At 61.3% G+C, this 13,794-nt stretch carries 11 protein-coding genes; 10 read left to right on the top strand and 1 reads right to left on the bottom strand.

What is annotated here, in order from left to right:
- Positions 1–7: 7 nt before the first annotated feature.
- From KF767_08065 to KF767_08080, 4 genes are all read left to right on the top strand, one after another.
- Positions 8–1,858, top strand: a complete 1,851-nt coding sequence (locus KF767_08065; protein MBX3017828.1) for an ABC transporter ATP-binding protein — start codon at positions 8–10, stop codon at positions 1,856–1,858.
- A 10-nt stretch (positions 1,859–1,868) separates the two neighbouring features.
- Complete coding sequence (locus KF767_08070; GenBank protein ID MBX3017829.1) at positions 1,869–3,782, top strand: ABC transporter ATP-binding protein; 1,914 nt, start codon at positions 1,869–1,871, stop codon at positions 3,780–3,782.
- A 364-nt stretch (positions 3,783–4,146) separates the two neighbouring features.
- Entirely contained in the window at positions 4,147–5,496 is a 1,350-nt protein-coding gene (gene mgtE, locus KF767_08075) for a magnesium transporter (protein MBX3017830.1), read from the top strand.
- A 120-nt stretch (positions 5,497–5,616) separates the two neighbouring features.
- Entirely contained in the window at positions 5,617–6,204 is a 588-nt protein-coding gene (locus KF767_08080; protein MBX3017831.1) for a hypothetical protein, read from the top strand.
- Between the two features lie 240 nt (positions 6,205–6,444).
- On the opposite strand, the gene KF767_08085 is transcribed toward KF767_08080, so the two are convergent.
- Positions 6,445–8,343 (bottom strand): S8 family serine peptidase, encoded by a 1,899-nt coding sequence (locus tag KF767_08085; GenBank protein MBX3017832.1) that lies wholly within the window; start codon positions 8,341–8,343, stop codon positions 6,445–6,447.
- Here KF767_08085 and KF767_08090 point away from each other — a divergent pair.
- From KF767_08090 to KF767_08115, 6 genes are all read left to right on the top strand, one after another.
- Complete coding sequence (locus KF767_08090) at positions 8,285–8,494, top strand: hypothetical protein (protein MBX3017833.1); 210 nt, start codon at positions 8,285–8,287, stop codon at positions 8,492–8,494. The genes KF767_08085 and KF767_08090 overlap by 59 nt on opposite strands.
- A 34-nt stretch (positions 8,495–8,528) precedes the next feature.
- Positions 8,529–9,131, top strand: coding sequence for a DUF502 domain-containing protein (locus KF767_08095; GenBank protein MBX3017834.1), 603 nt, complete (start codon positions 8,529–8,531; stop codon positions 9,129–9,131).
- Complete coding sequence (locus KF767_08100; GenBank protein MBX3017835.1) at positions 9,124–10,524, top strand: hypothetical protein; 1,401 nt, start codon at positions 9,124–9,126, stop codon at positions 10,522–10,524. The genes KF767_08095 and KF767_08100 overlap by 8 nt, the downstream gene beginning before the upstream one ends.
- A gap of 72 nt (positions 10,525–10,596) precedes the next feature.
- Complete coding sequence (gene cadA, locus KF767_08105; protein MBX3017836.1) at positions 10,597–12,738, top strand: cadmium-translocating P-type ATPase; 2,142 nt, start codon at positions 10,597–10,599, stop codon at positions 12,736–12,738.
- Positions 12,735–13,136, top strand: coding sequence for a Cu(I)-responsive transcriptional regulator (gene cueR / locus KF767_08110; GenBank protein ID MBX3017837.1), 402 nt, complete (start codon positions 12,735–12,737; stop codon positions 13,134–13,136). The genes cadA and cueR overlap by 4 nt, the downstream gene beginning before the upstream one ends.
- Positions 13,133–13,570, top strand: coding sequence for a hypothetical protein (locus tag KF767_08115; GenBank protein MBX3017838.1), 438 nt, complete (start codon positions 13,133–13,135; stop codon positions 13,568–13,570). Before cueR ends, KF767_08115 begins: the two co-directional genes overlap by 4 nt.
- Positions 13,571–13,794 lie beyond the last annotated feature (224 nt).

Genomic DNA, 13,794 nt, shown 5'->3' on the forward strand with positions numbered 1-13,794 from the left:
TTTCCCCATGTCGTCGCCGCGACTTCTTGCCGAAATCCTATTCACGCGGCCTTGGTTCCGAGTGCTCCTGATCAGCCTGTCCGCCGGTTCGGCGGTCGCGGGCCTTTTTGCGGCTTTCGCGCAAAAAGAGTTCGTCGATCTGATGCTCGGAAAAGCGCTGCTCATCGAGGGGCTTGAGCTGCATCCCATCGCGTGGCTCGCCGCGAGCTTCGTCGGACTTCTGCTGAGTCTCGTCCTCTCCCAAGCGGTGAACTACGTCGGCGCGAAAGAGTCCCTGTGGATGCAGGGCCGTTTGGCGCAAAGGCTGTACGACCGCATTCTCAAATTGCAAAGCTCGGATCTGCGCGGGCGCTCGGTCGGGGAAATCGTCGCGATCTATACGACCGACATCCCCGGGGCGACGATTCTGGTCGAGCAGTCCATGCCCCAGTGCTTCAACATCCTTTTCCCGCTGATCCTGGCGCCCGCGGCGCTGGTTTATCTGTTCGAGCTGCCGCTCAGCTTCGTGATCGCGGTGCTGGCGGGCGTGATCGCGATCAATCTGGTCCTCGCCCTTCGCCAAAGCCGTTTCTTCTCGATCTTCAAACGCCTGGCCGCCGAACGCGTGGGCCTCGTGAACGAATGGGTGCAGAACATCCGCACGCTCCGCGTGCTCGGACTGATGGAGCCGTTCGAAACGAAATTACTCGAGGTTCGCGAAATCGAAACCATGAACCGGATCAAGATGGTGACCAACGGGCAAACGATGAACGCCGTCTCGAGCTCGATGACCTTCGTCATCAACGTCCTTTTCATTTTGGTCTTGGTGCGCCTGCACCCCGCGCAAGTGACGCCCGGAAGTTTACTGGCGCTGCTTTGGATCGTCGGGATCTTCATGACCCGACCTTTCCGCCAGATCCCGTGGTTCTTCACTTTCGTTTTCGACGGTTGGACCAGCTTGAAACGTCTGGCCGGTGCGCTGTCGCTGACCTCCGTTCCCCCGCAGATCGCGAAGTCCGCGACCGTCGCGAACGAGCCCGCCCTGACCGTACGTGATCTGAATCTGCGCATCTACGGACAACAACTTCTGAGCGGGATCGATCTGGATCTGCGCGAGGGTGAATTCGTCGCGGTCGTGGGCGAAGTCGGCTCGGGGAAAAGTTTGCTTTTCCAATGCCTGCTGGCCGAGGCGCCCGCCGAATTCAAAGCCTACCGCATTTTGGGCGAAGATATGTCCGGCCGCGGCTCCCCCGAGATCCGCCGCCACTTCGCGTTCGTCCCCCAAGAGGGCTTCACGATGAGCGCGACGCTGTTGGAAAACGTCGCCTTCGATTACCACTCCAAAACCACCGAAGAGACTTTGCGCGAAGAGATCGAAGGCGCGCTCGCGCTCGCGGAGTTCCGCAGCTCGCAAGAACGAATGAACGGGGGTTTGACCACGGAAATCGGCGAGCGCGGCGTGAATCTTTCGGGCGGACAGAAACAGCGGATCAGCCTGGCCCGCGCGGTCTACAGCAAAGCCCCGATCCTGCTTCTGGACGACACCTTCAGCGCGCTCGACACCGAAACCGAGACGAAACTGATCGACGGGCTGTTCGCGACGCGCTGGAAAAATCGCACCTGCCTGCTGGCCACCCATCGTTTGAGCGTTCTGTCCAAAGTCAGTCGCATCTACTTCATGGGGGAAGGTCGAATTCTCGACGTCGGCACCTGGAGCGAACTGCGCGGACGTTCGAAAGCCTTCAACGACTTCGTCCATAGCGTCGAGGCCCGCGAGGCCGCGCAGACCCCCGCGATCACGAAAAGCGCGCCGCGCCCCGCGCCGGCCGAGGAAATCCTGCCGCCCGAGAATCCGGCCGAGGTGATCAGTGAGGACTGAAAAAACTTTGGTGAACCTAGAGAACGAAGGCCGCATGGAGGGCGAATTCGGGCGCGACGTTTTGTCGGCGCTGAAGATGGCCTATGGCGCCTTCATCTCGCGCATCCTGCTCACGCTGATCGTCGGCTTTTTGGGCCGCGCCCTTCTGCTGGGCAATACGAATTTGATCGGTATCTGGGTGGACTCGCTTTGCGTGGGCACCGAGATCTGTAAACCCGTTCCCCCGCTCTTTCAGGGCTGGGGTTCGGACGACTTCTTGAATCTTTTGATCGTCTGCGTGGTCGCGGGCTTTTTTCTGACGTGGATCTACCGGGTCGCGTTCTCGCGCCTGTCCGCGCGCGCCGTTTCGCAGCTCTACGACGAGACCACCTTCCGCGCGTCGCGCTTTCCGATGCGCTTTTTCGACACGACCCCCGTGGGCCGGGTCGTCACCCGTTTCTCGAGCGACTACGGGAACGTCTTTCGTTTGTTCGGGGGACCGCTCGCGGAGTTCCTGTCGATCATGTTCGATCTCGCCTGCATGATCATCCTGGTCACGCTCGCCAGCCCCTACTATCTGCCGGTGATCTTGGTCTACATTCTGGCGAACTACGTCGTGTACCTGAGAAACCGCGAAGAAATGCGCCGCCAGCGCCGCGACATGTCCGCCAGCCGCTCGCCCAGCGTTTCGCATTTCGCCGAAACCGCGCAGGGCGCGCCGACGATCCGCTCCTTCAACCGCGAGTCGATCTTCCAGCAGCGCTTCGCGCGCCTGGACGGCTATTACCTCGATCAGAAAATCAAAACGGTGAAAACCGTGATGCTGTTCTCGTGGCAGATGAACAGCCTGACCGCGCTTCTTCTTTTCGTCACGGGACTGCTTTCGTGGTGGCTCTTGTCTACGGGGCATCTGTCCCTGGGCGCGATCGGCGTCGCTTTCGGCCTGATCACGCTTTCGGGGAATACGGTTTTGATGTTCTTCGAATGGCTCGCCCAAGTCGAAGAGGCGCTCATCGGCGTGGAACGTTTGAATCAATACTTGCGCGCGCCCATCGAACCCGGCGCGGCCCTTCCCCACGCGGCGCACTTTCCGACGGGCCATCCCCGTGAACCCGCGGCCCGCGCGCTCGCCCAAGAGAACGCGGTCGCCGACGGGCTCCTCGCCGAGCGCGCCTTGTCCGTCGAATTCGATCACGTCCGTTTCCGTTACGATTCGTCTTTACCTTGGGTTTTGAACGATCTGAGTTTCCACATCCGCCCCGGCGAAAAGATCGGCGTCATCGGACGTACGGGCGGCGGGAAATCGAGTTTGATCCAAGCGCTTCTCCAGCTCTATGCGGTCGAGGGCGGCGAAGTCCGCGTGGGTGGCATCCCCATGGCCCGCGTGCACGGTGGCCCCGGGCTTCCGCTGGCGGCCGCGCGCCGCTTGTTCGCGTACATCCCCCAGGATCCGACGCTGTTCCGCGGACGGCTGCGGGACAATTTGGATTTCGAGCGACTCCTGCCTGACGACGAGATCTTCCAGACACTCAAGCAGGTCGGCTTGAGCGAGTGGGCAACGCCTGCGGGCCTGAACCTGATCATCGAAGAGCGCGGCCGCAATCTTTCGCTCGGCGAAAAACAGCTTCTGTGTTTGGCCCGCGCGGTTTTGCAAAAAGCGCCGATTCTGATCATGGATGAAGCGACCAGCTCCATCGATCCGCAAAGCGAAGAAAAGCTCACCGCCGCGACCGATAAGCTCTTCCGTGAACGGACCCAGATTTTGATCGCGCATCGTCTGACGACGCTCGAAAGCTGCGATCGGATCTTCTGGCTGAAGGACGGACGCCTTTTCGCCGAAGGAACGCCTGCGGAAATTCTTCCGCGCTTTGAAAAAAGCGATTACCCCGCCCCGGGGCCCGTGTTAACTTCGGGCCATGGCGCGCAAGACCCCACCACCAACTAAGAACGGACCCGAGGCGAACGAAGAGAGCCTCCTCGAAGCGAACAAAGCTTCAAGCCCCCGTTCGTCGCAAACGAATGCGGATGGTTGGGAGGTCGGCGTACGCGCGCCCGTCAAAGCGCCGCCCCCCATCGCGGGCGCGACTCCGGCGGAAGAGATCGAAGGCGAAAGTCCCGACTCTTACGGCGCCTCCACGCCGACGAAGGCCGCGCCTGACGACACGGACAACACCGAAGTCTTCGACGCTGAACATGGAGGCGTCTTTGACGCGGTCACCGGCGAGCCCCTCGCGCACGAGGCGGAAGCTGAACCGGTCGAAGACCTGGACACCGAACGCACCGAGCGCACGCCGGCTTCGGAAGAGCCCATGGAACTCAGCGAGCCCGAAAACGCGGAAGAGATCATCAATCCGCCCGACGACTCGTTTCAATACCTGCTGGAGCACTGGCCCGCGTTCAGCGTTTACGAGCGCCGCGAACGTTTCTCGCGTCTGCAGCGGACCGATGCCGAAGAGCTTTTCCTGTCTTTGAAGGCCAACGACCAGGCGACGTTGATCGCCGAAATCTCGCCCCTCGAAAAACGCTCGTGGGTGCGGCTCCTCGCGCCCGACGACATCGCCGATCTGATCCAGGAGTTGGGTTTCGAACATCGCGACTCGATTTTGGGTCTGCTGGATGCCCAGTCCCGCCGCGAAGTGACCGCCCTGCTCGCCTATTCCGAGGATAAAGCCGGGGGCTTGATGAGCTCGCGCTTCATCCGGCTGCGGCCGCAGATGAGCGTCGACGAGGCGATCAGCTACATGCGTATCCAATCGCGCACGCATGTCGAGACCATCTACTACGCTTACGTCATCGATCACGATCAGTCGCTGCTGGGTGTGGTCAGCTTCCGCGAACTTTTCGCCGCGGCCTCGGGAAAACGTATCGCCGACATCATGAAGACGGACCTGGTGAAGGTCCCGGTCGGACTGGATCAAGAGCAGGTCGCCAAGCTCTTCCAACAGAAGAACTGGATGGCCCTTCCCGTTATCGACGAATGGAATCACATCAAAGGGATCGTCACGTTTGACGATATCGCGTCGGTCATCCAGGAAGAGGCCACCGAAGATATCCAAAAGATCGGGGGGGTCGAAGCCCTCGATGCGCCCTATATGGCGACGCCATTTTTCGAGCTCGTGCGTAAGCGCGTGGGTTGGCTGATCATTCTGTTCTTCTCGGAGATGTTCACCGCGACCGCCATGGGCTTTTTCAAATACGAAATCGAACGCGCCGTCGTGCTGGCGCTTTTCATCCCGCTGATCATTTCGTCCGGCGGAAACTCGGGATCCCAGGCCTCGACGCTTTTGATCCGCGCGATCGCGCTGGGCGAAGTCCGTTTGCGCGACTGGCTGCGGGTGCTGTGGCGCGAGCTCGGCGTCGGTCTTTGCATGGGGGTGGTGCTGGGTCTGGTCGGCGCGCTGCGGATCTTGATCTGGCCCGGTGCCGAGGAAACCTACGGCCAACATTACGATGTGTTGGCGCTCACCATTTTCGTCAGCCTGATCGGCGTCGTGCTGTGGGGAACCATCACGGGCTCGATGCTGCCGTTCATTTTGCGCCGTCTGCGTCTTGACCCCGCCACCGCTTCGGCGCCCTTCGTCGCGACCCTCGTCGACGTGACTGGGATCGTCATTTACTTCAGCGTGGCAAGCTTCCTCTTGGCGGGAAAACTCGTTTAGTTCCCTCCCGTGAGGCTGTTCCGTAACGCCCTTTGACTTTCGTGATCCGCCCCCTTTCAATAGAGGGCGAAAGATATCCGGCCGTTCCCTCGGGGACGCGCCCCTCACGAAGGAGCACTCATGTTTAAACGGATTTCGACACTCACGGCGATGACGCTGACGACTCTTGGTTTGATGGCGGCGCCCGCGCACGCGGGACTCATGCTTGAACCCTATATCGGCTTGGAGCAAGGTCAGACCTATTCGGTGATCGCGAACTTGGCCGATGCCTCGTACAAAACTTCAGGCTCGGTTCTTGGCGCACGTATCGGTTACTCGCTGCCGCTTCTGTTTTGGTTCGGTGTGGATTACAGCCTGGTTGCGGGCGGCAAAGCGAAGCCCGACTTCGGTGGTCCCGATAGCGATCTGAAGCGTTCGGACCTGTACGCCGTGGCCGGTGTGGATCTGCCGATCCTACTGCGCGCATGGGCGGGCTATGGGATCATGAACGAAACCACGGTGTCGAACAACATCGCCGAAACCAAAATCACCGGTGGAACGAAAATGAAAGTGGGCGTGGGCCTGACCATGCTGCCCCTCGTTTCGGTCAACCTCGAGCTCTTCAACCACAAAGGCGCGAAGGTCGAAATCGCCGGCACCAATACCCCCATGAGCACGTTCGAAGACGCCGGCGGCGTCCTCAGCGTCTCGCTGCCCCTGGATCTGTAACGCCGCCCCCCCCAAAAAAAAGAACCCGCGGTCTCTCGACCGCGGGTTGTGCTTCCGCGGCCCTCGCCGCCGGAAGTCCCGATCAACGGCGCGAACTTCGCGCCGTTTGTTTTTAGAGGCGGGGGCAACGACTCCCCTCACCTCCCACCACAGCCCCGGACCCGTTGGCCTTGCGGCACTCCCAAGCCCTGGGATTAAATCAAGCGTCGACCGCGAAGCGGTGACGTGGAATAAACCACATCAGCTCGCTCGATTGAGCCCAGCCGTCCAGCCCTGGATGCTGTTGAGGACGCCCTCTTTCGCATCTTGGAACTGCACTCCGTACGCCTGGTTCTGCTCGTTCCAGACGATGCGGCCTTCCACGCTGACCTGTTCGCCGCCGTCGGGGCTGGCGATCTGGAGCGTGACGATCCCGCCGCGTTCGAGCAGCGCATCGGCCTTGAAGCTCGCACCACCCATCGAGATCGTGTTCATCTGACCGACCAGCTCGCGCTCGCCGATCTTCACCTTGATCTCGGAGTTCATCACGAAGCGTTCGTGCTGACGACGGTTGCGACCGGTCGCCTGCTCACGCGTCCGCAGAACCTGCCAGACCATCAACGGCACCAGCGAGAACGCGATCAAGAACAGCACCGATTGCGGAGGCGGTCCCTGCGGCGGTTTGAACGCCCGCGCACCGACCAGGCCCACGCTGCCGCAACCCGCTTTCGGGGCGACCTCTTCCGACGCCAGCCCGCGGCCGACGCTCATCGGGACGTACTCCGGCTGCAAGGGATCGATGCCGACGTTCGCCTTCGCCACGATCAGCGATTGCAGGGTGTCGGCGCGATTTCCGGAATAGGTGTAGTCATTGAGTTGCGAAAGGTGCGAGCCCGAATTGATCACGAGGTTCGCCACTTGGTAACCGGTCAGATCCGGAGCCTCGCGCAGCGCGAGCGCCGCGAGTCCCGCAACGAAAGGCGCGGCCATCGAGGTTCCCGACATGTAACGGGTTCCGTTCGGCACCGTACTCCAAATCGCGACCCCGGGAGCCGCCATGTGGACCGAGCTGCGACCGAAGTTCGAGAAGCTCGCCAGTGAATCGAAGTCGTTCGTCGCCGCGACCGAGATGTTCGAAGGCACCGGATAGCTCGCCGGGAACAAAGGCTTCCCGTCATTGTTGCTACCGTAGTTCCCCGCCGCCGAAACGATCGTGACGTGGTGCTGGTAGGCGTAGGTCATCGCATCGTGCAGCGATTGCGAATAGGTCGAGCCGCCCCAACTGTTGTTGATGACGTTCGCGCCGTTATTAGTCGCGTAGTAGATCGCTTGAATTGCGTCCGAGGTCGAACCCGAACCGTCCGCGCCCAAAAACTTCAGCGGCATGATCCGGATTTTCGCCGCCTGAATGGGGTTCGCGAAAATATTCTGAGTCACGCCGAGGACGATTCCCGCGACGTGAGTTCCGTGATTGTCGTCATCGTAGGGCAGACCGTTGCGACCGTGGAAGTTCCAACCGAAGACATCGTCGACGTAACCGTTACCGTCGTCGTCGATGCCGTTACCGGCGATCTCGCCGGGGTTCAGCCACAAGGCGCCCGAGTCACGGAACACGCGGTGATTGTAGTCGATCCCGGTATCAATGACCGCGACGACGGGAATGTCGGAAGCGCCGGTCGACATCTGCGTCCAAGCGGCACTGACTTTCGTGTTCGCGCCCGACTGCAGATAGCTGCCTTGCGCGGATTGGCCCGAGTTTTCCCCCTGCGCGGCCATCTTTTCGTTGATCATCGCCTCCGACTCGGCCAGCGAGAAGGTCCGGCTGTCGCCATCGCCGCCATCTTCCACTTTACGCAGAATGTAGTTCGGCTCGACGTAATCGACGTCGGGATCCTGACGGATCTCGTTCAAAAACGCCTCGGCGTCTTGGCCCGCCTTCATCGAAAGGTGGTGCAGATTGAGTTTCCCGAAGGTCGCCTTCAGATTTGCTTTCGACGAAATCTTACCGACGAACTGCGCGGACTTCTGCGACGACGCGCGCCCCTTCATCTTGACGAGGTATTCCCCCGGCACGACGTCTTGCGCCCACGCCCATGAGCCCATGAGCAACGAAAACGCCAAAATGACGACGCGGATTGCCCTGAAGTTCGACAAAAACATTCCAACTAAGGCCATCGGATATTCCCTCACCCTTGGCCTATCGGATCAAAGTCGGGGAAATTTGAGCTTTTCGCGGCACTTTCTCAACCCGGGGCGCAAGGAAGGCGGCGGACGCTCCACGGCGGCACGCGAGACGTTTCACCGGATGTGACAAGTGTCTCAGATTGACATAACTTAAGCTTACGATGAACTCCTTCAATCGCATCTTCTTCCGCGGCTTTTTTACCCTCCTCCCCATCGCGTTGACCGTCTACATCATCTACTCGGCGATCCTGATCCTCGAGGGGCTGCTGGGCTGGCTGGTGCGTGCCGTTTTACCCGAGCATTTCTACGTGCCGGGCTTCGGATTCATCCTGACCCTGATCGTGATTTTCCTGTTCGGGCTGCTGCTGAATAACTTTTTGGCCGAGCGGATCTACGTCGCGACGGAAACGCGCCTGCTGAAAGTTCCCTTCTTCCGCGCGATCTACTCGCCGCTGAAGGATTTAATGAATCTGTTCTCGCGCAAGGACACGCAAAGTCCGCAAAGCGTCGTGCTCGTGAATCTGCACGGAATCAAAATGCTCGGCATCGTGACCCGTGAGTCTTTCACCGACCTGAATCTGGGGCCGGTCACGCAGGGACATCTCGCCGTGTACGTGCCCTTCAGCTACGGGATGGGCGGCTACACTTTGCTCGTGCCCCGTGAACAAGTTTCGCCCGTCGACATTCCCATCGAAAAAGCGATGAGCCTGGCGATCACCGCCTGGGTTAAAGCCGACGCCGCCCGCGAGGTGAAAAGTGAGTAAAGCCGCACAGGCCACGATGTCGCGCGCCCAACAGGTGAACCAGGACACGTCGATCTACGGCACCTTCGCCGAAATCGGCGCGGGCCAAGAGGTCGCCCGTCACTTCTTCCAGGCGGGGCAAGCCGCGCAAACGATCGCGAAAACGATGTCGGCTTACGACATGGTTTATTCCGACGAGATTTACGGTAAAGAGGCGAACGGCCGTTACGTCTGCGAATCGCGTCTGGGTAAAATGCTCGATAAAGAATTTCAGCTTTTGATCCGCCGTTTGGCCACGGGCCGCGGCGAGCGCTCCCGCTTTTTCGCCTACGCGAACACCGTGACCACGGGCGATCAAACGAAGCGCAGCTGCCACGGCTGGATGGGCGTCCGTTTCCAAACCCATCCCGGCGGCGAAGCGAACGACGTCGTCCTGCACGTCCGCATGCTCGACAAATACCGTCTGCAACAGCAAGAGGCGCTGGGCATCTTAGGCGCGAACCTGGTGTGGGCGGCTTACTTCGCCACGCAGGATCCGAAAGATCTGATCCCCGCGTTGACCGCGAATCTGAAATCCGGCCAGGTCGCCATCGACCTGATCCGCTGCTCGGGACCGGACCTTGCGAAGTTTAACAATCATCTGCTGAATCTCGAGCTCGTGAAACGCGGACTTTCCGAGGCGATCCTCTTCGGACCGTCAGGGGACATTCTGAGCGCCTCGGACACGCTCTTCGGAAGATCCATCCTGATCGACCGTGGCGAGTTCCGTCCCGTCACGACCTCGCACCTGAATCTGATCGACAAGGGACTCGCGCAGTTCCCGAAGAACTTTCCCGAGGCCCCCGCGCCCACCGTTCTTTTCGAACTGACCATGAGTCAGCTGCGTGATGAAAACGCCGGCGAGATCGACGAGCAGGATTTCCTGGACCGCGTGCAGACCTTGTGCGCGCTCGGGCACCATGTCCTCGTCTCGAACTTCTTCCTGTACTACCGACTGAAACGTTATCTGCGGACCATGACGAAGCAGCCCATCGGCATTCTGCTGGCCGCACGCCATATGCAGCGCCTTTTCGACGAAAGCCACTACCGTGACCTGGAAGGGGGACTTCTCGAAGGACTCGGCAAACTTCTGGATTCACAAACGCGCGTTTACGTGTGCCCGCAGAAGCAGGGTGATCAGTGTCTGTTGGCAGAGAGCTTCGCGCCGCCGCCGCCGCTGAAATCCGCGTTCGACTACTTCCGCGCGCAGAACTGGCTGACCGATCTGGGCGGCTGCGACGATATGGCCGACTACGTTTCCAGCGAAAAGGCCCACGAGCTTCTCGAAAAAGGCGGCGATTGGGAAAAAGTCGTCCCCCCCGCCGCCGCGAAAGTGATCAAATCCAAGGGCCTTTTCGGCCTGAAATCGAAATAACGCGGGCCGAAGCTCCCCCCCCTTGACCTTCCAACGGTTGGAAGGCTTAGGGTAAAGCTTCAGGAGGCCCCCGTGTCCACCATCGACATCCCCATCCAAGGCATGAGTTGCGCGAGCTGCGCCGGTCGCGTGGAAAAAGCGCTGACCGCGGTCGAGGACGTGACGAGCGTGAACGTCAACCTCGTCGGCGAATCCGCGCACGTCGAATTCCGCGGAGCCGAATCCCCCCGCCTGCGCGAGAAATTCATCACGGCCATCGAAGCCGCGGGCTACCGCACCGATCTGCGCGTGGACCCCACGGCGACAAAACCCGCCGCCGCCTTCACGCTGGACGAGCGCGTGGGGTTGATCCTGACCGCACTGCTGACCCTGCCGCTACTGCTGCCCATGATTCCCGGCCTGCACGCGCTGATGCCCGGCTTCACGGTGCAGGCCGTCCTTGCGGGCCTAGTGCAATTTATTTTCGGCGCGCGCTTTTACCGGGGCGCCTGGGGCGCGCTGCGCGCACGCACGGGCAACATGGATCTGCTTGTCGCTTTGGGCACCACGGCCGCTTACGGCTTCAGTTTGTACGCGGGACTGACTCCGGGACATGGCGCGCACGATCTTTATTTCGAGTCGAGCGCCGCGGTCATCCTGTTCGTCCGCTTCGGAAAATTCCTGGAAAACCGCGCGAAGGCCCGGACCCGCGCGGCCCTGCAGAATCTGCGCTCGCTTCTGCCCGAAACCGTCGCGATCGAACGCGCAGGCCAAAAGCTCGAGGTCAAAACCGAGGACCTGAAACCCGGCGACCGTCTGCAAGTGCGCGCGGGGGAACGTATCCCCGCCGACGCGCGGATCCGGCAGGGCGCGGGTGACGTCGACGAAAGCGTGTTGACCGGCGAAAGCCTGCCGATCGCGAAACACGTTGGCGACTCACTCTACGCGGGAAGTTTGAATCTCGATGGCGTGCTGCAGCTCGAAGTCACCACCGCGAACGCCGAGTCGCTCATCACCCGCATCGCGCGTGCGCTCGAAGAGGCTCAGGGGAAGAAGGCCCCCATCCAGCGCAAAGTCGATCAGGTGAGCGCGATCTTCGTGCCCGCCGTGATCGCCGTGGCCGCCCTCACCTTCCTCGGCTGGTGGTTCGCGGGCGCGGGGCTCGAGGCCGCGTTACTGCACGCGGTGGCGGTGCTCGTGATCGCCTGCCCCTGCGCGCTGGGACTCGCGACCCCGACCGCGATCATGGTGGGAACGGGGCTCGCCGCCCGTCGCGGAATTCTTTTCCGCGACGCCGAGGCTCTTGAAAAACTGCATCTAGCGAAGACCGTGGCCTTCGACAAAACGGGAACGCTGACGCGTGGTGAAGTCCGCGTGGATCTGGTTTGGACCGAAGGGCTGACGAAAGAAAAGCTGTGGCAGATCGCGCGTGCCCTCCAGCACGCGGGCGCGCACCCCTTCGCGGTGGCGATCCGTGCGGCCCGCGAGGCCGAAGCGTCCTCACCGGATGCGCGCAACATCGCGGGCTCCGGTGTGCGCGGCCACGTCGACGGGATCGAGTACGCACTCGGCAGCCCCCGCTGGCTGAAAGAGCTCGGCGTGACGTTCGCGAATATCCCTGACGATCAGGGCGTGGCGCTCTTGGCCTCGCTGGAGCCCCCACGCTATCTGGGCGGCTTCAGCTTCGCGGACACGGTGAAACCCGAGTCCGCCGCGGCGATCACGCGGTTGAAAGCGCGCGGTCTGAATCTGGCGCTCCTCAGCGGCGACCAAGTGGCCAGCGCGACCCGCATCGCGCAGGAGTTGGGAATCACGGACATCCGTGCGGCGCTGAGCCCCCTCCAGAAGGAACGCGAACTTTTGAAAATGAAAACCGCAGGCCCCGTGATCATGGTGGGCGACGGCGTGAACGACGCGCCGGCCCTCGCCCGCGCGGACGTGGGCGTCGCGATGGGGAGCGGCGCCGACCTCAGCATCCATCACGCGGGCGTGACGCTCCTCACGAACGATCCACGACGGCTGGTCGACGCCATCGAGCTGTCCGCGGCGACGTCGCGCAAGATCCGCCAGGGCTTGTTCTGGGCCTTCGGTTACAATACGGTGGGGATCGCGTTCGCGGCGGCGGGCGTACTGAGTCCGATGATCGCGGGCCTAGCGATGGCGCTCTCGAGCGTCAGCGTGATCACGAACGTACTCGTGTGGCGCTGGTGGGACGGACGGGAAGGGAACCTATGAACATCGGAAGTCTCGCGAAAGAATCCGGAGTCAGCGCGAAGCTGATCCGGCATTACGAAAGCATCGGGCTGATCCCGAAGGCCTCGCGCTCGGACGGTGGCTACCGCCAGTACGGCGAACAGGACGTGCAGTTTTTGCGTTTCGTGCGTCGCGCGCGTGGCCTTGGCTTTTCGATGAAAGAGATCAAGCAACTGCTAGGCCTTTGGAAAAACAAATCCCGCGCCAGCGCCGACGTTAAAAAACTCGCGCTCACTCACTTGAAAGAACTCGAAGTCAAAATCCAAGAGCTGCAGGACATGGCGACCCAGCTGCGGCATCTGGCGAAAACCTGTCACGGCGATCACCGCCCCGATTGCCCCATCCTCAAAGAACTCGAAAACAACAAGGAGTTGTCATGAAGTCACTCATCGCCCTTTCCCTCCTGATCTCGCAATTCGCTTTCGCGCACGGCGAGGACAAACCCGGCCCCCACGGCGGCTTCATCCGCATGCCCGGCGCCTACCACACCGAAGTCGTGCCGAAAGCCAACGGCGTGTTCGAAGTTTATTTGCTGGATATGGATTGGAAAAATCCCGTCGTGAAGGACTCAAGCGTCGAAGCCGAAGTGCGCGGCGGCCCGGCCCCCGCGGCCAAGGCGAAGTGCCGTGCCGACAAGACGCTTTTCCGCTGCGAGTTTCCGAAAGGCGCGGTCACCAAGGGCGAGGGCCGCGAGATCTTGCTCACCACCACGCGCGCGAAACAAAAGGGCAACAAGGCCGTCTACGCGCTGCCGTTCAAACTCGCCGCGCCCGTACATCCGGCCACTCACGACGATCCGCACGCGGGCCACTAGGCCCCCGCGCAGCGGTACGGGCCGGTAGGGGCCAACGTCATTGCGAAGCGCATTGCTTTCCTGATTCCGCTTGACCGTGTTCTGCATGTCTTAGGAGCGCCATTCTCGGGTCTCTATTTTAGAGGTCCGATCCTTCCCGCGCGTTCGGCAATCACTTCCGAATCGGCGCGGGCGCTGCTGAGCGGCGATCTTGATTCTGCTTGACGATATTTTTCGTGTTCTCT

The organism is Pseudobdellovibrionaceae bacterium (assembly GCA_019637875.1).
Taxonomy (GTDB): Bacteria; Bdellovibrionota; Bdellovibrionia; order Bdellovibrionales; family Bdellovibrionaceae; genus JAHBUW01.

Coding starts and splice junctions, on each gene's coding strand:
- KF767_08065 (MBX3017828.1), top strand. CDS start 8: ATGTCGTCGCCGCGACTTCTTGCCGAAATCCTATTCACGCGGCCTTGG.
- mgtE (MBX3017830.1), top strand. CDS start 4,147: ATGGAACTCAGCGAGCCCGAAAACGCGGAAGAGATCATCAATCCGCCC.
- KF767_08080 (MBX3017831.1), top strand. CDS start 5,617: ATGTTTAAACGGATTTCGACACTCACGGCGATGACGCTGACGACTCTT.
- KF767_08090 (MBX3017833.1), top strand. CDS start 8,285: ATGAGCAACGAAAACGCCAAAATGACGACGCGGATTGCCCTGAAGTTC.
- KF767_08085 (MBX3017832.1), bottom strand. CDS start 8,343: ATGTTTTTGTCGAACTTCAGGGCAATCCGCGTCGTCATTTTGGCGTTT.
- KF767_08095 (MBX3017834.1), top strand. CDS start 8,529: ATGAACTCCTTCAATCGCATCTTCTTCCGCGGCTTTTTTACCCTCCTC.
- cueR (MBX3017837.1), top strand. CDS start 12,735: ATGAACATCGGAAGTCTCGCGAAAGAATCCGGAGTCAGCGCGAAGCTG.
- KF767_08115 (MBX3017838.1), top strand. CDS start 13,133: ATGAAGTCACTCATCGCCCTTTCCCTCCTGATCTCGCAATTCGCTTTC.